Genomic DNA, 22,420 nt, shown 5'->3' on the forward strand with positions numbered 1-22,420 from the left:
ATAGGATCAGCGTCCGATTCGAGCAGAATTGGGCGCTGATCTCGTTTTGGAAGGGCGGAAAAAGGAGCGACTTGCAATCAGCCGCCTCCTTTGCCGTTGTCATCGGTGAACGACAGTCAGCGCAGCGATTCCGGCTTCATCGGCCGCACGCAGGAACGCGTCCCAAAATTGCTCCGGAGCGATCTGACCGCTGATCGCATCGACGCAAGCCTTCACCGCAGTGACATATTCTTCGCCGTCATCGGAAGGCCAGTCCTTGAGCAGCATATACGCCGCGTCGCCGAGGGTGCGGACGATCCTGTGAGCTGGTTGGCCGCGCAGAGCCAGCCCGACGGGCGTGAATGCAGAGGTTGCGTCCCAATCCATTATCGTCGACCTCAGGGCAGGGGATCGCAATCCCCGAGGGGTAATATACGCGTCTATTCCAAAATGGTAATTGACGATTGGTTACCTGGAGTGACCCGGCGTGAAGGTGTGGCGAACGGGGCTTCGACGATGGGGTCGGACGAACGTACATCATTTGTTACTTCGCATCTGCGGTAATTATCATACGATTCAAAGCGCTAAATAATCACAAAAATCAGTTGCTTGCTCGAAGTTTCTCGACTACGTTTTTTACAGAAGCGTTCCGAAATAACCGGCCCTTGCCGGCGATACTCAGCGGTCGGTTGACCTCGCTTGAGGGAGGATGATGACGTTGTTTGTCCGACTTCGTTTCTTCGCAATGGTGCAGCGAATGCGTGATCTCGTCTCGATCCGATACCGACCTGCGACGGCAATCTGACGCGTCGTAAACCCCTTGTTCCACTTTTTTAAGATGGTGCCCCGTGTGGCGTGCCCGAGGTTTGTTATGCAAAAGCAAGCTGTCGTATTCAATGGTCAGGAAGTCGGGATCGCGGTCCCTGTCGAAAACCGCCTCAAATTCATCGCTGTCCGCTTCAATGTCATCGACCTGGACAACAGGCTCTTCGACACGGTTACCGAAATCCGGCGCGCCATTACGGAGCATCTCGCATCCAGCGGGCGTGCAATCATCTCTCACTGAGTGGCATAAACTCTGACCACCATCCCGAAGGCGGACTTCGAACGCCTTCAGGTACGCCTTCTCGGACGACGATGGCGGGGGCGTGGAGTCACGCTGACCGCGGAAGGAGCGGACATCGTCCTCACCGTGGCAGACAACGGGGCAGGGTGCCCGCCTGACCTTGGGCGGTGGGATTGGATCGAAACTCGTCAAGCTGATGGCGGCGCAGTTCGATGGCGAGGTGATCAGGCATCCCTCGGAGAAGGGGTGCCGTGTCGAGGTCAGGCTGAGGTAGTCGACGAGAAATCGCAGGCTTTGTTCTTTGTATCGAATATGGTTGTCGGGGCAGGGATTCGAACCCCGCGTCACAGCTCGAAAGCTGGAAGCAACCTCGGATACCCGAGGGATGAGGAGAGCGCCGCGCTCCAATTACGCTTACGCCCGACTGAAGCATTAACTCCCGGGCCTTGCGATTGTTCCTGATGGCATATTCTGCTGCGAAGACGGTTGTAAGCTTCCTGCTTGGGGATTTGAGTTCCGATAGCCGAAGTGACGGCGGGCACGACATCGCTGGACTTTGGGAGCCGGTGCGGCGTGTTAAACGCCGCCATGGCCACACAGCAGCGAGGCGCCCCTCTAGCCAACTCTCCTGAGGGACGATGCCTCTGCCGCTTGATCGCTCCCGTCATGTCTAGGACGTCCACAACGGTGGCGTCGTCATATCCGGACATTTCCGAGGGCATTGTCCACGAATTGAGATAGCCACACGTCTTTGTCCGCGCCGATCTCAGCCAGTGGGCCACGCGTTTGCATCAGAGATTTCCACGACGAATGCTCCGTATTCATTTATCGGTGAAAATGGGGAGCACCGCAACGCCGGCACGATGATCTATGCGACGGGATACAGAATCGCTAATGACTTCAAACGATCCCGCGCAAGCATTGGCTGCGAGGGATCCCGGCATCAGAGAGGTCCAAGACGACGATGGCAAATTTCATCACCTTCGATATCGATGGCGTCGAAGCCGAGTTCGGCGCGCCGCAGCCCGACCGGATCATCTCAGGCGATCCGCAGTTCCGCAGCTGGAACCTGGAGGAAGCCGAAGGCGGCCTCTATTCCGGTATCTGGGAGGCGACGCCGGGCAAGTGGCGGATCGCTTACGAGGAATGGGAATATTTCAGCCTGCTGTCCGGCCATTCGATCGTGACGGAAGACGGCGGCGAGCCGGTTCACCTGAAGGCGGGCGACCGGATGATCCTGAGACCCGGTTTCAAGGGAACCTGGGAAGTCGTTGAAACGACTCGCAAGGACTATGTGATCAAGGTCTGAGCCGCGGCTGCACCCGGCTCTGACGATGCCGGGTCTGTGCCGGTTTGCGGCGATTGCGGTTCTTTTTCCCCAAACGGTCGCGCTTCTTTGCCGGATAGGCGGCATTTGACCTTTCCTATTAATGGGACCTACATCGTCAAATGCTAGACCTTATCTGCAGCGCATTGCGGACATGATGTCTCCTGCCGTCACCACAGACATGGCCTCACAATTGATCTTTTCGGGATTGGCATGTCGTCGAATCTTGCGGGTAGGCACGTTCGGACCCAAACGTCTTCCATCATCGCAACAACCGTTTGCTTTCTCGTCGTCGCCCTCGTGCTGACCGGCCTCATGGCCCATGTCGTTGCCACGATGACCCGGTCGGCGAACGAGATCGATGATGCCAGGGCCAGCCGCGCCGCCCATGCGGCGATCGCCGCCTTTGTGGCCCGGCTGGGCTCAACGACGACTGATAATGCAGTGTGGGACGATGCCTATAAAGCGATGTCGTCTCCGACCGCCACCGACTGGGCCTATGAGAATTGGGGAAAGACCAGCGAGGATTACGCGCTCTATGACGGCGCGATCGTCATCGGTCCCGACCGGTCTTCGATCATCTCTGCCTATGCCAAAGGCAAATCCTTCGAGCCGGGCGCATTTTTCGGCGAAGCCTTCTATCGCCAGATCGGTGCTGCGGCCGATCCGGCGCGGGAGCCGGTGGTCAATTTCATCAAGACCGAAAGCGGTATCGCGCTGCTTGCATCGCAGGCGATCCAGCCATTCGAGGCCGCCGGCGAGCTTCCGAAGCTGAGCACGCTGAGCTTCTATAAGGAATTTACCCAGGAAGTTCTCGACACGCTCTCGAACGAACATGAGCTCGATGGCCTGCACCTCGAAGCGGCGCCGAAACCAGGATTTCTGAGCACGCCGATCACGGACATGAAGGGGGCCGTTGTCGGCTATCTCGTCTGGCCCAGCAAAGCGCCGGGAAGCACGGTGTTTCGTCAGGTCACCCCTTATGTCGCGGCCGCTATTGCCATCCTTGTGCTGTTCCTGGTCGCCGTTCTGCTGGCCGGCGCGTCCGAGGCGCGGCGGCTGCGCCAATTGGCGCAAGCAGCGCTTTTCGAAGCGGGCCACGACAGCCTGAGCGGCCTGTTGAACAGGCACGGGCTTCTCAGCCTGCTGGAGGATCTGCAGAGCTCGGATTCCTCACCACTCCAGCTCTATCTGGTCGACCTCGACGGCTTCAAGGCGGTCAACGATGCCTGGGGACATGCGGTGGGCGACGATTTGATCCGGATGGTTTCGAGCGCGCTGACGGCCTGCCACCCCGAAGTCGTTGCCGCAGCCCGGCTGGGTGGCGACGAATTTGCGCTCGTGCATGTTGGATCCGCAACGTGCCAGGATATGGAAAAGACCATCCTGGCGCTGTTTGCCGAGCCCTTCAAAATCGACGGACGGACGATCGAGGTCGGAGCAAGCATCGGCGCTGCGGCGCGCGACGGAGCCGTCGAGCCGTTGGAGCTTCTGCGCAGAGCGGATATGGCTCTCTATCGTGCCAAGGCCAATGGCAGGGGCCAGGCGATTGAATACGACCCGGAACTCGATCAGGAGCGCCAACGGGTCGCCGAGCTGGAAAGCCTGTTGAAGAATGCCATCAGCACCGGCGCCATCGAAGCGGTTTTCCAGCCTCTCGTTTCCGCCTCGACCGGTGCCGTGACCGGCCTTGAAGCGCTGGCGCGCTGGCGAACGGAAACAGGAAATGTCAGCCCGGAGATTTTCATTCCGCTCGCCGAGCGGTGCGGCCTTATCGATGCGCTCGGCGTTCATATGCTGAGAACATCGATCGAGCACGCGAAGAACTGGCCCGATCTGGCATTGTCGGTGAATGTTTCGCCGGTTCAGCTCTGCAATCCGGAATTTGCCGCCGAGGTGATCTCGGTGCTGCAGGAGCTCGATTTCGATCCGAACCGCCTGACGCTGGAGATCACCGAAGGCGTTCTGATGACGAACCCCGATCAGGCCCGGCGCTCGATCGATCAGCTCAAGCGCGTCGGCACCAAGTTCGCGCTCGATGACTTCGGCTGCGGCTACGCCAGCATCGGCGCACTGCGGCAGTTCGGCTTCGACCGCATGAAGATCGACCGCTCGCTCGTCTCGGCACTCGACCAAGGCGCAAATGGCGCCGACGTTCTTCGGGCAACCATCTCGCTGGCGAGCGCTCTCCAGATTCCCGTGACTGCCGAAGGCATCGAAAATTCCCATCAGGCCGCGATCCTGCGAGATGCCGGGTGCGATCAGCTTCAAGGCTATCTGATTGGAAGGCCCATGTCGGCGCACGATATATCCGGAAAGCTGCGGGAAGAGGCGGCGGCGTGATGCCGCTGGGATTTCGGCATCTGCCCGGCTATCGATGGCGTGTGGCTGCTAACTCCCTTCCGAAAGCCTGAAAACGACATTTCCACGCATGGCTGCGGCAATCCACCACAGTCGTGCGTCAATCTATCCCGATGTTTTTGCTAAGGCTTTGTTTCATCCCGCATTCGACGGGAATACGCCAGGCGCAGTGTTTGATGCATGGCCGGCTACGGCCAAAAGCCGTCATCAGACTGTAATAATACGCGCCTAGCCCGCCTGACGTGACGTGAATTTCAGCGCCCCAGACAATGGATACCCCCTCCATGGCGCTGATCTCGTCATCCCGTCAAATCCATTAGGGAAGCGCCTCATATGCTCACCAGGAAACTCCTTTCGGCCTGCCTCGGTGCGGGCCTTGTTGCCGCTCTGGCGGTCTCGGCCTCGGCTGCCGATATCACCGGCGCCGGCTCCACCTTCGTCTATCCGGTTCTGTCCAAGTGGTCTGCCGACTATAACAAGCAGACCGGCGACAAGCTGAACTACCAGTCGATCGGTTCGGGCGGCGGTATCGCCCAGATCAAGGCTGCAACGGTCGATTTCGGTGCGTCCGATAAGCCGCTCGAGCCGAAGGAACTCTCCGATGGCGGTTTCGGCCAGTTCCCGCTCGTCGTCGGCGGCATCGTTCCCGTCATCAACGTCAAGGGCATCAAGTCGGGCGAACTGAAGCTGACCGGCAAGGTTCTCGCCGATATCTATCTCGGCAACGTCACCAAGTGGAACGACAAGGCCATCACCGATCTGAACCCCGGCCTGAAGCTGCCCGACAGCCAGATCGCCGTCGTCCATCGTTCGGACGGTTCGGGCACTTCCTTCAACTGGACCAACTACTTCTCCAAGGTCAACGAGGACTGGAAGAGCAAGGTCGGCGAAGGCACCGCCGTCAACTGGCCGGTCGGCATCGGCGGCAAGGGCAATGAAGGCGTTGCCGCCTACGTCACCCGCGTCAAGGATTCGATCGGCTATGTCGAATATGCCTATGCCCTGCAGAACAAGCTGCCCTACGTTCTGATCCAGAACGCCGCCGGCCAGTATCCGAAGCCGAATGCCGAAAGCTTCTCTGCCGCTGCCGCCAGCGCCGAATGGACCAAGGCCCAGGACTTCTACCTGATCATGACCAACGCTCCGGGTGAAAAGGCCTGGCCGGTGACCGCCACGACCTGGGCGATCATGTACAAGGATCCGAAGGATGCGGCACGCTCCAAGGCTGCCTTCGCCTTCTTCAAATGGGCGCTTGAAAACGGTCAGAAGGAAGCCTCTTCCCTCGATTACGTTCCGCTTCCCGAAACCCTCGTGAAGCAGATCGAGGACTACTGGACGGCTTCCTTCAAGGGCTGATCCCTGCAGGACGCAAGGTCGGGGCGGAAAGCGAGGCTTTCCGCCCCGAACGCCGTTGATACCCACTCAAAGCAGTCGAGCCTATTGATATGAGCGAAGCATTGGCATCGCTGCCCGCCTCCGGAGCGGGCGTGAAGCGTCGCGATGGTGCGACCGGCGATCGTATTTTCTATTGGATAGTTTTGGGCTGCGGCCTGTTCGTTCTGGCGGCATTGCTGGCAGCGGCGATTTCCATGGCCGTGAGCGGGTTTCAGGCGTTCCGGACCTTCGGCCTCGGTTTCCTCACCGGCACGGAATGGGATCCGGTTGCCGGGCAGTTTGCCGGGCTCGTGCCGATCTACGGCACGCTGGTCACCTCGGCGCTCGCCATGCTCATCGGCGTTCCCGTCAGCCTCGGCATCGCCGTGTTCATTACCGAAGTCGCGCCGCGCTCCGTTCGCGGCCCGATCGGCGGCGCCGTCGAGCTTCTCGCCGGCATCCCGTCGATCATTTACGGCATGTGGGGTCTGTTCACCTTCGCCCCCTTCATGTCGGATTACGTCCAGCCGGTGCTGATCGACTGGCTGGGCCCGATCCCGATAATCGGCGCGCTGTTCTCAGGCGCTCCGCTCGGCATCGGCATGCTGACGTCGGGCATCGTGCTGGCGATCATGATCATCCCCTTCATCTCCTCGGTCATGCGCGACGTCTTCCTGGTCGTCCCCGCGCAGCTGAAGGAATCGGCCTATGCGCTGGGTTCGACCCGGTGGGAAGTGGTGCGCGACATCGTCATCCCGCATACCCGCACCGCCGTCGTCGGCGGCATCTTCCTCGGTCTCGGCCGCGCGCTCGGCGAGACGATGGCGGTGACCTTCGTGCTCGGCAACACCCACAATATCGCCGTGTCGCTGATGGAGCCCGGCACGTCGATTGCCGCCACACTCGCCAACGAGTTCGCCGAGGCTTCGGACGATCTCTACCGGTCGTCGCTGGCAGCTCTCGGCCTCATCCTCTTTGTCGTCACCTTCATCGTTCTGGCGGCCGCCAAGCTCATGCTGGTGCGCATGGCAAAGCAGAGAGGGGAGTAATATGGCCAGCTATTCCGGTTCCCTCTACCGCCGCCGCCAGATCCGCAGCGCAATCGCGCTGACGCTTTGCGGCTTCGCGACCGTGGTCGGCCTCATCTTTCTGGTCTGGATCCTGTGGACGACGCTGATACGCGGCCTGTCCGCGCTCAGCCCCAGTCTCATCACCGAAATGACGCCGCCGCCCGGCGAAGACGGCGGCGGCCTCGCCAACGCCTTCATCGGCAGCCTGCTGATGGTGGTGCTGGCCGTCGTCATCGGCACGCCGATCGGCGTGCTCCCCGGCACCTATCTGTCGGAGTTCAGTCGCGGCAAAAAGCTTGGCGAGGCCATCCGCTTCGTCAACGATATCCTGCTTTCCGCACCGTCGATCATCATCGGCCTGTTCGTCTACGAGCTGGTCGTGCGCCCGACGTCACGCTTCTCCGGCTTTGCCGGCGGCATCGCGCTTGCCTTCATCTTCCTGCCGGTCGTCGTGCGCACGACCGACGAGATGCTGCGGCTGGTTCCCGATGTCATGCGCGAGGCGGCACTGTCGCTCGGCATCCCGCGCTGGAAGGTGACGGTCAACGTGCTTTATCGCGCCGCTTCCACCGGCATTCTGACCGGTATCCTGCTGGCGATCGCCCGCATTTCCGGCGAAACCGCGCCGCTGCTCTTCACCGCTCTGAACAACCAGTATTGGAGCCTGGATATGTCGCAGCCGATGGCGAACATTCCCGTCGTCATCTTCCAGTTCGCTATGAGCCCCTATGAGCAATGGCAGAATCTCGCCTGGGCCGGTGCCTTCGTGATGACCGCCGTCGTTTTGATCCTGAGCGTCGTCTCGCGCTCCGTCCTGAACCGAAAAGGTGGGAAATGATGCTTCAGTCCGCAGACACATTCGATGCCGCCGGCAGGACGGAAAAACACCTGGCCAAAGACAAGATCGCGCTGGAGAAGGTCAATTTCTATTACGGCGACGCCCATGCGATCAAGGATGTGAGCCTGAACTTTCCCGAGCGCCAGGTCTCGGCCCTGATCGGCCCGTCCGGCTGCGGCAAGTCCACGCTGCTGCGCATCCTCAACCGCATCTACATGCTCTATCCGAAGATGCGCGCCACCGGCTCGATCAAGCTCGACGGCAAGAACATCCTCGACCCCGGCTTTTCGATGAACGAGCTGCGCGCCCGCGTCGGCATGGTGTTCCAGAAGCCGGTGCCGTTCCCGATGTCGATCTACGACAACATCGCCTATGGCATTCGCCATCACGAGCGCCTCAGCAAGGCCGAGATGGACGTCCGCGTCGAGCAGGCGCTGCGTCAGGCCGCCCTCTGGGATGAGGTCAAGGACAAGCTGAAGGGCAGCGGCCTCGGCCTTTCCGGCGGTCAGCAGCAGCGTCTCTGCATTGCCCGCGGCGTGGCGCTGCGCCCGGAGGTCCTGCTTCTCGACGAGCCGACCTCGGCCCTCGATCCGATCTCGACCGCCAAGGTGGAAGAGCTGGTCGCGCAGCTGAAGGCCGAATTCACGATCGTCATCGTCACCCACAATATGCAGCAGGCAAGCCGCATCTCCGACAATACCGCCTTCATGTATCTCGGGGAGCTGATCGAATACGGCCCGACCGCGCAGATCTTCCAGTCGCCGAAGGTCAAGCGCACCGAGGACTACATCACCGGCCGTTACGGCTGACCTGCGATCCCGGGATCACCACTGCAGATCCAGCCGGTCGAGCCCGTGGAAATGGTAGACGTCCTTGACCACGGGCGTCTTTGCCAGCCTCAGGCCGGCAAGCCTTGCAAACAGGATCGGCAGCACGACGTTGAGTTCCAGCCGTGCCAGCGGTGCGCCGATGCAGAAATGGATGCCGGCGCCGAAGGAGAGGTTGGCTGCCTCGTTGCGGTCGGGGCGGAAGGTGAGGGGATCGGTGAATTTCGCCGGGTCGAGATTGGCGGCGGCGAGAACGAGGCTGACCTTGTCTCCGCGCTGGAAGGAGACGCCATCGATTTCGGCCGGCTCGAGTGCCCAGCGCTGGAAGATGTGGACCGGCGCGCAGATGCGCAAGGTTTCCTCGACGGTGCGCTCCGTCGCTGCTTCGTCGCGGAAGAGTTCCGCCGGATCCGAGCCGCTGTCGAGGATGGTGCGCACCGAATTGCCGATCTGGTGCACGGTCGCCTCATGCCCGGCGTTGAGCAGCACGATCGTCGTCGAGATCAGCTCCTCCTCGCTCAGATACTGGCCCTTGTGCTCGGTGTGGATCATGTGGGTCAGCAGGTCGTCGCGCGGCTCGGCGCGGCGCTCTGCGATCACAGTCCTGACATAGTCGGAAAATTCCTTCGCCGCCCGTTCGGCCTCGTCCTCCTGTTCGCGCGTGCGGCTGAACATGTACATACGGACATAGGCGTGCGACCAGGCGAGCAGTTGCGGTCCCATCTCCTCGGGAATGCCGATCATCCGGGCGATCATCGTCACCGGGATGATGTCGGCAAAGGCCGAGAGCAGCTCGACCTCGCCCTTCTCCGCGAAGCCGTCGATCAGCCGGTTGGCGAGTTCGGCAAGCTCGGGTTTCATCTTCTCGACATGGCGCGAGACGAAGGCGCGGTTGACGAGCGTGCGCAGCCGCGTGTGCTCCGGCGGTTCGAGTTCGAGCAGGGAATAACGCTCCGAGAGGTCGAAACTGGCAAGATGCGGCATCGGCTCGGCAAGGCCGAGTTCCTCGCGGCTGGCGATATGCAGGATCTGCCGGCCGAAGCGGCGGTCGCGCAGCAGTCCGTTCACATGGTCGTAGCCGCTGAAGAACCACTGCTTCTGCTCGCTCCAGTAGAATGTCGGGCAATGGGCGTGAAGCGCGGCATAGACGGCATTCGGATTGCTGTAGAAGCCCGGATTGCGGGCGTCCAGCGAGACGTGGCGGCGGGCAGGGTCGATCGAAAGAAAGGGCGGTATCATCATGCCCCGAGGCTTAGCGGATTTGCCGGGCCTCGAAAAGATGTCGGGGCAGGGGCGTTCTCGACCGCACGTCCAAGGCTCGCGCGGTCGGATGCTTCATCACTTGAAGATTTGCTCACAACCCCGAGAATCGATTCCGGTTTCCGGAATCTTGAGTTAGCCGGCGCGCGACAGCGTGCCCATGCGCCGCAAAGCCTCGACCTGATCGTCGACCGTCGGCACGAGTTCGCCGGCGGTGCTGCTCGGCGTGGCCGGCGCCGGTGCTGCGGCCTCGGCTTCGCCGAAGGTGACCGTACAATTGCGGCCGGCGGCCTTCGCCGCATAGAGCGCCCGGTCGGCAGCCGAGATCAGCTTGTCGATATTGGCGTCGATCGAGGCCGCGAGCGCGATGCCGATGCTGACGGTCGCCGGAACGATCGCCTCGCCGGTGCTGATGGGAAGACGGCAGAATTCGGTGCGGATCGCTTCGGCGATCGCCTCGGCTTCCGTCTGGTCGGCGACGGCGGCAAAGGCTGCGAATTCTTCGCCGCCCATACGGCCGAAGATGTTGTTCGGAATATACTGGCGGGCCATCCGCGCGAAGGCGGTCAGCACGGCATCGCCGGACTGGTGGCCGAAACGGTCGTTGACGCGCTTGAAATGGTCGAGATCGAAGAGCATCACCGCGACCTGGCGCTGGTCGTCATGGGCTTTTTCCTGGATGGCGCCGAAATAGCCGAGCAGACCGCGGCGGTTGAGGACGCCCGTCAGCGAATCGGTCAGGGTGAGGGCGCGCAGGTGCCGTTCGGAGCGTTCCATGATCAGCCGGCAGGTGAAGGCGAAGGCAATGGTCAGCAGGAAGGCGCTTGCCATGGCGGAGGCGCCGCCGAGATTGGTTGCCTCGATATCGCTCGGCAGGGTCAGCGCCATCGTCAGCGCCGAGCCGAAGCACAGGCAGCCCTGGATGACGAACACGCCCATCAGCTTGATCCGCGTGCGCTCACGGCGCATGTCGCCGGCGGCGACAGCGAGCGCCAGCGCCGTCGCACCCGTCGCCGAAGCGAGGTTGTAGAGCACCACCCGGTTTGAATAGTCGTTGTTGACCCAGGGCAGGAAGACACCGGCCAGCCAGATTGCCGGCGGCAGCAGCGCCCACCATTCGATCCGCTTGCGGTCGAGCGCCAGAAAACCTGCCACCCAGGCGCTCTGGCCGAGCAGGGCAATGGCATTGCCGATCTCTATGGACAGCACGCTCGGCACCTGGCCGCGCAGCGCGATCATCGCAAAGCCGATGCCGGTCAAAAGGAAGCCGAGGCCCCAATAGAGATAGGCCTCGTTCCGGACATTGTGGCGCCAGGCGACGAACAGCACCAAAGCGAGCGTCATGGCCTCCGAACACCAGATGGCGAGACCTGTAGCGATATTGAACACGGCAGCAACCCCTTGCCCGTCGGCCCCCTGTTGGGCCTTTGTCTGTCGGCCCTGATTAGACCTGTCTGTTGGGTCGCATCCTTGCCGAGGAAGTTCGCCACTTCCTTAATGTTGCCGCACTGCGGCATGGTTTTCGGCCGATATCTGCCGGTAGGCTTTCCGTCGGGTAAACGTGTGTGAGCATCGTCGAATGGAGTAAGGCTTCCTTCATCCTGTCGCGGAGAAAAGCCGGGGGAGGCGGCGCCTAGGGCTCGCCGTCGGCGGGCGTTTGGGAGAAAGAGGCTCCGAACGGCCGCCTTGCCCCGCCTTCTTAATGTTATCCCAATGCGTGTCTTGAAGAGGAGGGCCGGGACACTCTATGTAGGGATAAGACATTTTCTTTGATTCCCGGCGCCGGCCGGCGAGACGTTGACAAAGGACGCACATGAGAAACCCAGTCGATACCGCAATGGCCCTCGTGCCGATGGTCGTGGAACAGACCAACCGCGGTGAACGCTCCTACGACATCTATTCCCGCCTGTTGAAGGAACGCATCATCTTCCTGACGGGTGCCGTCGAAGACCACATGGCGACGCTCGTCTGCGCCCAGCTTCTCTTTCTCGAGGCCGAAAACCCGAAGAAGGAAATCGCCCTCTACATCAATTCGCCGGGCGGCGTCGTCACCGCCGGCATGGCGATCTACGACACGATGCAGTTCATCAAGCCCGCGGTTTCGACGCTCTGCATCGGCCAGGCCGCCTCCATGGGCTCGCTGCTTCTGGCCGCCGGCCACAAGGACATGCGCTTCGCCACCCCGAATTCCCGCATCATGGTGCATCAGCCCTCGGGCGGCTTCCAGGGCCAAGCTTCGGACATCGAGCGCCACGCCCGCGACATCCTCAAGATGAAGCGCCGCCTCAACGAGGTCTATGTCAAGCACACCGGCCGTACCTATGAGGAAGTTGAAAAGACGCTCGATCGTGACCATTTCATGGATGCGGACGAAGCCCAGGGCTGGGGCGTCATCGACAAGGTTCTGACGTCGCGCCTCGAAATGGAAGGCGAACAGGCCTAGTAATTAATTGGGATGGTGTTTTCGTCGCCACAGTTCTATCTCATTTGTGATCGAACAAGGCTTTCAACTGGCGACGAAGACGCTAATAGTAACTATTAATGCTATGTTGAATTTTTATGACATAGCATTCGGCATTCGAAGGGGAATTCGTTGCCGCCGGAACCCGGACATGATTGATTGGGAACCGGTTCGTAGCCCCTGAAGCCCTTCTCGGCAAAGGCTCCGGAAACGGAGTGCCGCCAGGAGCTGATAGAGTGGACCGCGATTTCGCCTTGAAATGCGGCGTGCTGGAAGGAAAGTGATATGAGCAAGGTCAGCGGCAGCAACGGCGGCGACTCCAAGAACACGCTTTATTGTTCGTTCTGCGGAAAGAGCCAGCACGAAGTCCGGAAACTGATTGCCGGACCGACCGTCTTCATCTGCGATGAATGCGTCGAATTGTGCATGGACATCATCCGCGAGGAGAACAAGTCCTCGATGGTCAAGTCCCGCGACGGCGTTCCGACGCCCCAGGACATCATCAAGGTCCTCGACGAATACGTCATCGGCCAGCGGCAGGCGAAGAAGATCCTGTCGGTCGCCGTTCACAACCATTACAAGCGCCTGGCGCACGCCTCCAAGAACGGCGAAGTCGAGCTGGCCAAGTCGAACATCATGCTCGTCGGCCCGACAGGCTGCGGCAAGACCTATCTTGCCCAGACGCTCGCCCGCATCATCGACGTTCCCTTCACCATGGCCGATGCGACGACACTGACCGAGGCCGGTTACGTCGGTGAAGATGTCGAAAACATCATCCTGAAGCTCCTGCAGGCGGCCGACTACAATGTCGAGCGTGCCCAGCGCGGCATCGTCTACATCGACGAAGTCGACAAGATTTCGCGCAAGTCCGACAACCCGTCGATCACTCGCGACGTCTCGGGCGAGGGCGTGCAGCAGGCGCTCTTGAAGATCATGGAAGGCACGGTTGCCTCCGTTCCGCCGCAGGGCGGCCGCAAGCACCCGCAGCAGGAATTCCTGCAGGTCGACACGACGAACATCCTGTTCATCTGCGGCGGTGCCTTCGCCGGTCTTGACAAGATCATCTCCGCCCGCGGCGAAAAGACGTCGATCGGCTTCGGCGCCACCGTCAAGGCCCAGGACGACCGCCGCGTCGGCGAAGTCCTGCGCGAACTGGAGCCGGAAGACCTGGTCAAGTTCGGCCTCATCCCCGAATTCATCGGCCGTCTGCCGGTTCTGGCGACGCTCGAGGATCTCGACGAGGATGCGCTGATCCAGATCCTGTCGGAGCCGAAGAATGCGCTGATCAAGCAGTATCAGCGTCTGTTCGAGATGGAAGACGTCGAACTGACCTTCCACGAGGATGCGTTGCGCGAAATCGCCCGCAAGGCGATCGTCCGCAAGACCGGCGCCCGCGGCCTTCGCTCGATCATGGAGAAGATCCTGCTCGATACGATGTTCGAACTGCCGACGCTGGAAGGCGTGCGCGAAGTAGTCATCTCCGAGGAAGTGGTACGCGGTTCGGCCCGTCCGCTTTACATCTATGCCGATCGTCAGGAAGAAAAGGCCAACGCCTCGGCGTGACCTTGAGACTTTCGCACGATTATTTTGAGGGGCTTGCCATAGGCGAGCCCCTTTCTATTTGAAAAACCATCCAAGGCGCTGTTAGTATTTTGCCGGTGGGACCGAAATTGACTTTGCCGATGTTTCGCAAGGGCCGATGTTGCGTAAGGTAGAGTGCTTGGCAATGATGCGGTGATTCCGTAGGCCTATTGGTGGTGTTTGTATTTTAGCCGGGTCGGAAGTGGTAAGCGCCGGTCCAGCCACGCGTTTCATAGTGTTGGCGTTCCGTTGTAACAAAGCTGTCACATCCGGGGAACGCGGGCGTTAGCGTGGCTTGAAAAGCGTAGTCAGGACCTCCACTTGTAGAACCAAGTGAGAGTGCCGGCCGGTCCCAAGCGGCCGTGCAGAGAGCCCGGCAACGGGACGATGGAAAGGACTTAAAATGACAAAGAAAACGTCTGTAGCGAGCAGTACTGCCTATCCTGTTCTGCCCTTGCGCGACATCGTGGTTTTCCCGCATATGATCGTGCCGCTGTTCGTCGGACGGGAAAAGTCGATCCGTGCGCTCGAAGAGGTCATGGGCTCCGACAAGCAGATCATGCTGGTGACGCAGATCAACGCCAGTGACGACGATCCGGATCCTTCCGCGATCCACAGTGTCGGCACCGTGGCGAACGTGTTGCAGCTCCTGAAGCTGCCCGACGGCACCGTCAAGGTTCTGGTCGAAGGCCGCGCCCGCGCCGAGATCGACACCTATACCAGCCGTGAGGATTTCTATGAGGCGCTCGGCCATGTGCTCGAGGAGCCGCATGACGATCCGGTCGAACTGGAAGCCTTGTCGCGTTCGGTCGTCTCCGAATTCGAGAGCTATGTGAAGCTCAACAAGAAGATTTCGCCTGAAGTGGTCGGTGCTGCCAGCCAGATCGACGACTATTCCAAGCTCGCCGATACGGTCGCCTCGCATCTGTCGATCAAGATCACCGAGAAGCAGGAGATGCTGGAAACCACCAGCGTCAAGGCTCGCTTGGAAAAGGCCCTCGGCTTCATGGAAGGCGAGATCTCGGTCCTGCAGGTCGAAAAGCGCATCCGCTCGCGCGTCAAGCGCCAGATGGAGAAGACCCAGCGCGAGTACTACCTGAACGAACAGATGAAGGCGATCCAGAAGGAACTCGGCGACGGCGAGGAAGGCCGCGACGAGATGAGCGAACTGGAAGAGCGCATCGCCAAGACCAAGCTCTCCAAGGAGGCCCGTGAAAAGGCCGATGCCGAGCTGAAGAAGCTGCGCCAAATGAGCCCGATGTCGGCTGAAGCCACCGTCGTGCGTAATTATCTGGACTGGCTGCTCGGTATTCCCTGGGGCAAGAAGTCGAAGATCAAGGCCGATCTCAACAATGCCGAGAAGATCCTCGAAGCCGATCACTTCGGTCTCGACAAGGTCAAGGAGCGCATCGTCGAATATCTGGCTGTGCAGGCCCGCGCCACCAAGATCAAGGGTCCGATCCTGTGCCTCGTCGGCCCTCCGGGCGTCGGCAAGACCTCGCTCGCCCAGTCGATTGCCAAGGCGACCGGCCGTGAGTACGTCCGCATGGCGCTTGGCGGCGTTCGCGACGAAGCCGAAATCCGCGGTCACCGCCGCACCTATATCGGCTCGATGCCCGGCAAGGTCATCCAGTCGATGAAGAAGGCGAAGAAGTCCAACCCGCTCTTCCTGCTCGACGAGATCGACAAGCTCGGCCAGGATTATCGTGGCGACCCGTCTTCGGCCCTGCTCGAGGTGCTCGATCCGGCTCAGAACTCGACCTTCATGGACCACTATCTGGAAGTCGAATACGACCTGTCGGACGTGATGTTCATCACGACGGCGAATACGCTGAATATTCCGGCGCCCCTGATGGACCGCATGGAAATCATCCGTATCGCCGGCTACACCGAAGACGAAAAGCGCGAGATCGCCAAGCGGCATCTGCTGCCGAAGGCCATCAAGGAACATGCGTTGCAGCCGGAAGAATTCTCGGTCAGCGACGACGCCCTGATGGCGATCAGCCAGCAGTACACCCGTGAAGCCGGTGTGCGCAGCTTCGAACGCGAACTGATGAAACTCGCCCGCAAGGCGGTCACCGAGATCATCAAGGGCAAGACGAAGTCCGTTCACGTGACGGCCGCCAACATCTCCGACTATCTGGGCGTTCCGCGCTTCCGCCACGGCGAAGCCGAGGGCGAGGATCAGGTCGGCGTTGTCACCGGTCTTGCCTGGACGGAAGTCGGCGGCGAGCTGCTGACCATCGAAGGCGTGATGATGCCGGGCAAGGGCCGCATGACGGTCACCGGCAATCTGAAGGACGTCATGAAGGAATCGATCTCGGCGGCGGCCTCCTATGTCCGCTCGCGCGCTGTCGATTTCGGCATCGAGCCGCCGCGCTTCGACAAGAGCGACATCCACGTGCACGTGCCGGAAGGCGCAACACCGAAGGATGGCCCCTCGGCCGGTGTCGCCATGGCGACTGCGATCGTCTCGATCATGACCGGTATCCCGGTGAACAGGCATGTGGCCATGACCGGTGAAATCACCCTTCGCGGCCGGGTGCTGCCGATCGGCGGTCTCAAGGAAAAGCTGCTCGCAGCGCTTCGCGGCGGCATCAAGAAGGTGCTGATTCCGGAAGAAAACGCCAAGGACCTGGCGGAGATTCCCGATAACGTGAAGAACAGCATGGAGATCATCCCGGTCTCCCGCATGGGCGAGGTGATCAAGCATGCGCTGATCCGGCGCCCGGAGCCGATCGAATGGGACGGCACGGTGGAAACGCCTGTCATCACATCGGTCGAAGGCCTTGATGAGACAGGCGCAACCATAGCGCATTGAATGGCCTGGGCCACATTTATGCCCCATTGGAGCAAAACACGAAAAAAGGCTGGCGTTTTCGCCAGCCTTTTTTGTGAAAACGTCATGGAGACGCTTGCTTTTCCTTGATTTGCAGGGCTTTTGGGTTCCCGGCGGGCCTGATGAAACCTATTCGGCGCCTAGCTTACTATTGAGTCGTTTCATACCATTTAGAAAGGGGTGGAAACATGAACAAGAATGAACTCGTGTCCGCAGTCGCCGAAAAGGCAGGACTGACGAAGTCTGACGCGGCTTCCGCTGTTGACGCGGTTTTTGACGTTGTCCAGGCTGAACTCAAGAACAAGGGCGACATCCGCCTCGCGGGTTTCGGCAGCTTCACCGTTTCTCATCGCGCCGCAACGAAGGGCCGCAACCCGTCGACGGGTGCTGAAGTCGACATTCCGGCTCGCAACGTGCCGAAGTTCACGCCCGGCAAGGGCCTGAAGGACGCCGTCAACGGCTGATTTAAGATTATCCGCCAGCCGTAAACGAGACCGGCTGTGCAGGATTTTTAGAGGGGTTCGGCTTTGCCGGACCCCTTTTTGCTTGGCAGACGCTTTACTTCGGTAGGTCTTGCCGTCGCGCCGGCTTTGATCTACGAGATTTCTATTCTCAGGGCGGGGTGAAACTCCCCACCGGCGGTAGAGGGTCTCGGCCCAAGCCCGCGAGCGCCTGCTTCCGCGCCCATGCGGGGGAAGGGTCAGCAGATCCGGTGCGATTCCGGAGCCGACGGTTAAAGTCCGGATGGAAGAGAATGAGCATGGCCGCGTGCGGGCAGGGGACTGCCGGCATTGTGTGCCGTCGCCTCATGCGTCCTGATTTATGTTGGTCCCTAGTTGCGGATGAAGAGCATGAATCAGAAATCCCTTGCAGCCTCGCAGTCCCGCGCCTTTGCCGGCGCCGCTTTCATGGTGCTTGGAGGTGTGGCCTTCTCGCTCCTTAACGTCGTCACCCAATGGCTGACCATGAAGCTCGCCTTTCCCCCGGCCTCTGCGGCCTTCTGGCAATACGGCTTCGCCTTCCTTTTCTCCTTGCCCTTCCTGCGCAAGGTCGGCCTTTCCGCCATGCGTACCGATTACCCGTGGCGGCATGTCGTGCGGGTGGTCTTCGCTGCGCTCGGCGTCGAGGCCTGGGTGTCCGGCCTCGCTACGGTTCCGATCTGGCAGGCGATCGCCCTCGTCATGACCTCGCCCTTCTTCATCATTCTCGGTGCCCGGCTTTTCCTCGGCGAACGCGTCGGTCCCGCCCGCTGGACGGCGACCGGTGTCGGTTTTGCCGGAGCAATGATCATCCTGCAGCCCTGGTCGGACAGCTTCTCCTGGTCGGCGCTGTTGCCCGTTCTCTCGGCGCTGCTCTGGGGCGCGTCGTCGCTGATCACCAAGAACCTCACCGGCATCGAGAAGCCGGAGACGATCACCGTCTGGCTGCTGGTGCTGCTGACGCCGATAAACGGCGGGCTGGCGCTTGCGGCGGGTTTTGCCGTGCCGACGGGCGCAACGCTTGCGCTTTTCCTGCTGGCGGGCCTGCTGACGGTCGTGGCGCAATATCTGCTGACCCTTGCCTATGCCAGTGCCGACGCCGCCTATGTGCAGCCCTTCGACGACCTGAAGCTGCCGCTGAACGTGCTCGCCGGCTGGCTGTTCTTCGGTTACGCGCCGGCCGGCTATTTGTGGCTGGGGGCCGCGCTTATTCTCTCCGCGTCGCTGTTCATCATGAGGAACGAGATGCGTCGGGAAAGGCAAGCTGGCTGAGGCGATCCGCTGCAAAATGTCGCAGCTGTCATGTGTCTGTCATGGCAGTCCCGCAAAAAACCTCTGTTCGATCTTTCGACATTGGGGGTTTCCATGACAATTTCATCGCGCAAGGCAGCGCTCGCTGCCGTGCTTCTCGCATCCGTTGCCTTTCCGGCCGCGGCCGAACCGGTCTTCAACCGCATCGCCTCTTTCCCGGTCGCAGAGAACCTGCCTGCGGACAAGGACAAGCTTTCGGCGACCTCGGCCGAAATCATCACCGCGACCGACGATGGTAACACGCTGATCTATAGCGACAGCCCGCTCGGCGCGATCGGCTTCATCGACATTACCGACGCCAAGGCGCCGAAGGCCGGCGGCGCGCTGATGATGGATGGCGAGCCGACCTCGGTCACCGCAAGCGCCGGCAAGGCGCTCGTCGCCGTCAACACCTCCGAAAGCGAGGCCAAGCCCTCGGGCCGCCTTTCGATCGTCGACGTGGCGACGAAGACGATCGAAAACAGCTGCGATCTCGGCGGTCAGCCGGATTCGATCGCGCTCAACAAGGACAAGACGCTCGGCACTATTGCGATCGAAAACGAGCGCGACGAGGAGGTCAATGACGGCAAGATCCCGCAGATGCCGGCCGGCGACCTCGTCGTCTTCCAGCTCAAGAACGGCACTGTGGATTGCGGCACCATCAAACACGTGGCGCTGACCGGTCTTGCCGGCGTCGCCCCGGAGGATCCGGAGCCGGAATTCGTCGCCTTCAACGGTCTCAACGAAATCGCACTGACGCTGCAGGAAAACAACGAGATCGTCATCATCGACGCCAACACGGCCGAGGTGAAGACGCACTTCTCCGCCGGCAGCGTCGATCTCTCCGGCATCGACACCAAGCGTGACGGCGCCCTGAAATTCACCGGCGAATCGAAGGGCGTTCCGCGCGAGCCCGACGCGGTGAAGTGGCTTGATGATAACCGCCTCGTCGTTGCCAATGAAGGCGACTACCAGGGCGGCTCGCGCAGCTTCACCATATTCGACAAGACAGGCAAGCTTCTCTACGAATCAGGCGCGTCCTTCGAGCGCGCCGTCGCCCATATCGGCCACTATCCGGAAAGCCGATCGGGATCGAAGGGCGTCGAGCCGGAAGGCCTCGAAGCCGCCAGGTTCGGCGACGACCAATATTTCTTCCTGCTCGCCGAGCGTGCCTCGGTCGTCGGTGTCTATAGGGATACCGGCGCCGATCCCGAACTCGTGCAGCTTCTGCCGTCGGGGATTTCGCCGGAAGGCGGGATCGCCATTCCCGCGCGCAATCTCTTCGCCACAGCCAACGAACTCGACCTCGGCAAGGACGGCGGCGCCCGCTCGCATGTCATGATTTATGAGCGCGGAGAGGGTGAAAAGGCCTATCCGCAGATCGTCTCCGCCGACAAGGACGGCAACCCGATCGGCTTTGCAGCCCTTTCGGGCCTTGCCGCCGTTCCGGGCAAGCCGGGCATGCTCTACGCCGTCAGCGACAGCGTTCTCGGCTCGCAGCCGACGATCTATACGATCGACGCCAGCAAGAAGCCGGCGGTCATCACCGACGCTCTCATCGTCAAGCGTGACGGCGCCCCGGCCCAGAAGCTCGACATCGAAGGCATCGCTGTTGCCGCCGACGGCTCCTTCTGGCTCGCATCTGAAGGCTACAGCGAGCGTCTCGTCCCGCACGCCCTCTACAACGTCAACGCCAAGGGCGACATCAAGGCCGAGATCGCCCTGCCGAAAGAACTCGCCGCCAACGAAATCCGCTTCGGCTTCGAAGGTGTGACCATTGTCGGCACCGGCGACGACGCGACGCTCTGGATGGCGGTTCAGCGCGAGTGGGCCGATGATGAGAAGGGCTTCGTCAAGCTCGCCTCCTACAATCCGAAGAAGAAGGAATGGGGTGCCGTGCGCTATCCGCTCGACAAGACGGAAAGCGGCTGGGTCGGCCTGTCGGAAATCTCGGCTCAGGGCGACAGCGTCTACATCATCGAGCGCGACAACCTCGTCGGCGATGCCGCCAGGCTGAAGAAGCTCTATAAGGTGGCGATCTCGGAGCTGAAGCCCGCCAAGCTCGGGACCGAGCTGCCTGTTGTCAAAAAGACCGAAGCCCACGACTTCCTCGGCGAACTCAAGAGTGCGACCAACGGCTATGTGCTCGACAAACTCGAAGGCTTCACCTTCGACACATCGGGCAAACCTTACGCCGTCACCGACAACGACGGCGTCAGCGACTCCTCCGGCGAGACTTTGTTCTTCCCGGTCGAGCTGAACGCGACGAACTGAGTCGCCGTAGAGGGGACAAAAAGAACAGGCCGGGGGAAGGCCCGGCCTGTTCCTTTGAATGCCGCAATAACCCTCGCTTCCTTCGTCCTCGGCCTTGCCGAGGATCCATAGGGCGCCTGTATTCGCAGCAAAAAGGCGAAGGCGTCCGGCTGAAGAAATTTGCAACAGAGTGCTTTGGCATGGATGCTCGGGGCAAGCCCGAGCACGACAGAGATTGGGACGACGCGACTGGCAGGAGGCGAGATGTTGGAGCAATTTCAACAGTGTGCAGGCGCGACGAGGATGGAGTTTGGCACCGACACTTCCCCACACTCTGTCATCGGCCTTGAGCCGAGGATCCATGCAGCGGCCTCTCATTGATGCCTCGCCGCAACCCTTATGAAAAGCTTCCAGCCCTACCAGCGCTGATGCACATGCGGCGCGATCAGCCGCTCGTAGATCTCGCGCGTTGCTGCCATGACATCGGCCGAAAGCGGCGCAAGGTCGGCAGCTGCCGCGTTGGCTCTTGCCTGCTCGCCATTGCGGGCGCCGGGGATGACGACGGTGACGGCTTCAGCCATCAGGATCCAGCGCAGCGCAAAAGCCGCCATTGTGGCGCCGGCCGGTACCAGCCTGCGCACCTCTTCCACCGCCTGCAGGCCGACCTCGAAGGGTACGCCGGCAAAGGTCTCGCCGACATCGAAGGCTTCGCCGTGGCGGTTGAAATTGCGGTGGTCATCGCTGGCGAAGTGCGTCTCCCGAGTGATCTTGCCGGAGAGAAGGCCGCTTGCGAGCGGCACGCGGGCGATGATCGCCACGTTCCTGCGGCGCGCTTCCTGGAAAAACAGGTGGTCGGGGCGCTGGCGGAAGATGTTGTAGATGATCTGGATGCTGACGACGCCGGGATATTCGATCGCCTTCAGCCCATCCTCGACCTTTTCGACGCTGACGCCGTAGCCCTTGATCTTGCCGGCCTGCTGCAGCGCGTCGAGAGCCTCGAAGACTTCGGGCTGGTAAAGCACGTCGCGCGGCGGGCAATGCAGTTGCACGAGGTCGAGGCTGTCGACGGCAAGATTTGTCAGGCTGCGGTCGATGAAGCCTTCGAGATTGGCCTTGCTGTAGCCTTCCGCCACATGTGGATTGAGGCGGCGGCCCGCCTTGGTGGCGACCATCGGGCGGACGCCGCCACGCGTCTTCAAGACGTCGGCGATGATCTTTTCCGAGCGGCCGTCACCATAGACGTCAGCGGTATCGATGAAGGTCATGCCGGCATCGAGCGCGGCATTGAGCGCCGCGCGTCCATCCGCCTCGCTGATGTCGCCCCAGGAGCCGCCGATCTGCCAGGCCCCGAAGCCGACATTGGTGACGGTAAACGGCATGCGGCCGAAAGCATGGTGTTTCATGAAAAAATCCTT

General features: G+C 61.1%; 17 protein-coding genes and 1 riboswitch. Of the genes, 13 read left to right on the forward strand and 4 right to left on the reverse strand.

The window, feature by feature from the left end; all coding sequences use genetic code 11:
- Positions 1–99: 99 nt before the first annotated feature.
- Positions 100–366, reverse strand: coding sequence for a DUF982 domain-containing protein (locus tag GGD57_RS15010; RefSeq protein ID WP_184471005.1), 267 nt, complete (start codon positions 364–366; stop codon positions 100–102).
- 484 nt (positions 367–850) lie between these two features.
- On the opposite strand from GGD57_RS15010, the gene GGD57_RS29230 reads away from it, so the two are divergent.
- From GGD57_RS29230 to pstB, 7 genes are all read left to right on the forward strand, one after another.
- Positions 851–1,045, forward strand: coding sequence for a hypothetical protein (locus tag GGD57_RS29230; protein ID WP_011424906.1), 195 nt, complete (start codon positions 851–853; stop codon positions 1,043–1,045).
- Positions 1,046–2,009: 964 nt separating this feature from the next.
- Entirely contained in the window at positions 2,010–2,354 is a 345-nt protein-coding gene (locus GGD57_RS15020) for a cupin domain-containing protein (RefSeq protein WP_184471008.1), read from the forward strand.
- Positions 2,355–2,585: 231 nt separating this feature from the next.
- Positions 2,586–4,715, forward strand: a complete 2,130-nt coding sequence (locus GGD57_RS15025) for a bifunctional diguanylate cyclase/phosphodiesterase (RefSeq protein WP_184471010.1) — start codon at positions 2,586–2,588, stop codon at positions 4,713–4,715.
- A gap of 351 nt (positions 4,716–5,066) precedes the next feature.
- A complete protein-coding gene (gene pstS / locus GGD57_RS15030; protein ID WP_184471012.1) occupies positions 5,067–6,089 on the forward strand; it encodes a phosphate ABC transporter substrate-binding protein PstS in 1,023 nt (340 codons plus the stop codon).
- A gap of 89 nt (positions 6,090–6,178) precedes the next feature.
- Complete coding sequence (pstC, locus tag GGD57_RS15035) at positions 6,179–7,156, forward strand: phosphate ABC transporter permease subunit PstC (protein WP_184471014.1); 978 nt, start codon at positions 6,179–6,181, stop codon at positions 7,154–7,156.
- A gap of 1 nt (position 7,157) precedes the next feature.
- Entirely contained in the window at positions 7,158–8,015 is an 858-nt protein-coding gene (gene pstA / locus GGD57_RS15040) for a phosphate ABC transporter permease PstA (protein ID WP_184471016.1), read from the forward strand.
- Positions 8,015–8,824, forward strand: coding sequence for a phosphate ABC transporter ATP-binding protein PstB (pstB, locus tag GGD57_RS15045; protein ID WP_432443364.1), 810 nt, complete (start codon positions 8,015–8,017; stop codon positions 8,822–8,824). The genes pstA and pstB overlap by 1 nt, the downstream gene beginning before the upstream one ends.
- Positions 8,825–8,839: 15 nt before the next feature.
- On the opposite strand, the gene GGD57_RS15050 is transcribed toward pstB, so the two are convergent.
- Positions 8,840–10,084 (reverse strand): cytochrome P450, encoded by a 1,245-nt coding sequence (locus GGD57_RS15050; protein WP_184471020.1) that lies wholly within the window; start codon positions 10,082–10,084, stop codon positions 8,840–8,842.
- A gap of 153 nt (positions 10,085–10,237) precedes the next feature.
- The gene (locus GGD57_RS15055; RefSeq protein WP_184471022.1) at positions 10,238–11,491 is read right to left on the reverse strand and encodes a diguanylate cyclase; all 1,254 of its coding nucleotides are present in this window, start codon (positions 11,489–11,491) and stop codon (positions 10,238–10,240) included.
- A 424-nt stretch (positions 11,492–11,915) separates the two neighbouring features.
- Between GGD57_RS15055 and clpP the strand changes: the two genes are divergently transcribed.
- The 6 genes from clpP (at position 11,916) to GGD57_RS15085 (ending at position 21,026) form a co-directional block, all read left to right on the forward strand.
- On the forward strand, positions 11,916–12,545 hold the full coding sequence (gene clpP, locus GGD57_RS15060) for an ATP-dependent Clp endopeptidase proteolytic subunit ClpP (protein ID WP_003573944.1): 630 nt from the start codon (positions 11,916–11,918) through the stop codon (positions 12,543–12,545).
- Positions 12,546–12,848: 303 nt separating this feature from the next.
- Positions 12,849–14,126: an ATP-dependent Clp protease ATP-binding subunit ClpX gene (gene clpX / locus GGD57_RS15065; RefSeq protein ID WP_004680013.1), complete on the forward strand. Its 1,278-nt coding sequence runs from the start codon at positions 12,849–12,851 to the stop codon at positions 14,124–14,126.
- A gap of 421 nt (positions 14,127–14,547) precedes the next feature.
- Positions 14,548–16,965 (forward strand): endopeptidase La, encoded by a 2,418-nt coding sequence (gene lon / locus GGD57_RS15070; RefSeq protein ID WP_085736863.1) that lies wholly within the window; start codon positions 14,548–14,550, stop codon positions 16,963–16,965.
- A 206-nt stretch (positions 16,966–17,171) separates the two neighbouring features.
- Complete coding sequence (hupB, locus tag GGD57_RS15075) at positions 17,172–17,447, forward strand: DNA-binding protein HupB (protein WP_003558438.1); 276 nt, start codon at positions 17,172–17,174, stop codon at positions 17,445–17,447.
- A 140-nt stretch (positions 17,448–17,587) separates the two neighbouring features.
- Positions 17,588–17,743, forward strand: a riboswitch (FMN riboswitch).
- A gap of 82 nt (positions 17,744–17,825) precedes the next feature.
- Positions 17,826–18,734 carry a DMT family transporter gene (locus GGD57_RS15080; protein WP_432443362.1) on the forward strand — a complete coding sequence of 303 codons (909 nt, stop codon included), beginning with the start codon at positions 17,826–17,828 and terminating at the stop codon, positions 18,732–18,734.
- 93 nt (positions 18,735–18,827) lie between these two features.
- Complete coding sequence (locus tag GGD57_RS15085) at positions 18,828–21,026, forward strand: esterase-like activity of phytase family protein (protein WP_184471026.1); 2,199 nt, start codon at positions 18,828–18,830, stop codon at positions 21,024–21,026.
- Between the two features lie 395 nt (positions 21,027–21,421).
- On the opposite strand, the gene GGD57_RS15090 is transcribed toward GGD57_RS15085, so the two are convergent.
- Positions 21,422–22,408 (reverse strand): aldo/keto reductase, encoded by a 987-nt coding sequence (locus GGD57_RS15090; protein ID WP_184471028.1) that lies wholly within the window; start codon positions 22,406–22,408, stop codon positions 21,422–21,424.
- Positions 22,409–22,420 lie beyond the last annotated feature (12 nt).

Origin of the sequence: Rhizobium esperanzae, from assembly GCF_014197615.1 — a bacterium.
Lineage (GTDB): Bacteria > Pseudomonadota > Alphaproteobacteria > Rhizobiales > Rhizobiaceae > Rhizobium > Rhizobium esperanzae_A.

Bases quoted from the DNA above. Each gene is read 5' to 3' on its own strand.
- GGD57_RS15010 (WP_184471005.1), bottom strand. From the start codon at position 366: ATGGATTGGGACGCAACCTCTGCATTCACGCCCGTCGGGCTGGCTCTG.
- GGD57_RS29230 (WP_011424906.1), top strand. From the start codon at position 851: ATGCAAAAGCAAGCTGTCGTATTCAATGGTCAGGAAGTCGGGATCGCG.
- GGD57_RS15020 (WP_184471008.1), top strand. From the start codon at position 2,010: ATGGCAAATTTCATCACCTTCGATATCGATGGCGTCGAAGCCGAGTTC.
- GGD57_RS15025 (WP_184471010.1), top strand. From the start codon at position 2,586: ATGTCGTCGAATCTTGCGGGTAGGCACGTTCGGACCCAAACGTCTTCC.
- pstS (WP_184471012.1), top strand. From the start codon at position 5,067: ATGCTCACCAGGAAACTCCTTTCGGCCTGCCTCGGTGCGGGCCTTGTT.
- pstC (WP_184471014.1), top strand. From the start codon at position 6,179: ATGAGCGAAGCATTGGCATCGCTGCCCGCCTCCGGAGCGGGCGTGAAG.
- pstA (WP_184471016.1), top strand. From the start codon at position 7,158: ATGGCCAGCTATTCCGGTTCCCTCTACCGCCGCCGCCAGATCCGCAGC.
- pstB (WP_432443364.1), top strand. From the start codon at position 8,015: ATGCTTCAGTCCGCAGACACATTCGATGCCGCCGGCAGGACGGAAAAA.
- GGD57_RS15050 (WP_184471020.1), bottom strand. From the start codon at position 10,084: ATGATGATACCGCCCTTTCTTTCGATCGACCCTGCCCGCCGCCACGTC.
- clpP (WP_003573944.1), top strand. From the start codon at position 11,916: ATGAGAAACCCAGTCGATACCGCAATGGCCCTCGTGCCGATGGTCGTG.
- clpX (WP_004680013.1), top strand. From the start codon at position 12,849: ATGAGCAAGGTCAGCGGCAGCAACGGCGGCGACTCCAAGAACACGCTT.
- lon (WP_085736863.1), top strand. From the start codon at position 14,548: ATGACAAAGAAAACGTCTGTAGCGAGCAGTACTGCCTATCCTGTTCTG.
- hupB (WP_003558438.1), top strand. From the start codon at position 17,172: ATGAACAAGAATGAACTCGTGTCCGCAGTCGCCGAAAAGGCAGGACTG.
- GGD57_RS15080 (WP_432443362.1), top strand. From the start codon at position 17,826: ATGAAGAGCATGAATCAGAAATCCCTTGCAGCCTCGCAGTCCCGCGCC.
- GGD57_RS15085 (WP_184471026.1), top strand. From the start codon at position 18,828: ATGACAATTTCATCGCGCAAGGCAGCGCTCGCTGCCGTGCTTCTCGCA.
- GGD57_RS15090 (WP_184471028.1), bottom strand. From the start codon at position 22,408: ATGAAACACCATGCTTTCGGCCGCATGCCGTTTACCGTCACCAATGTC.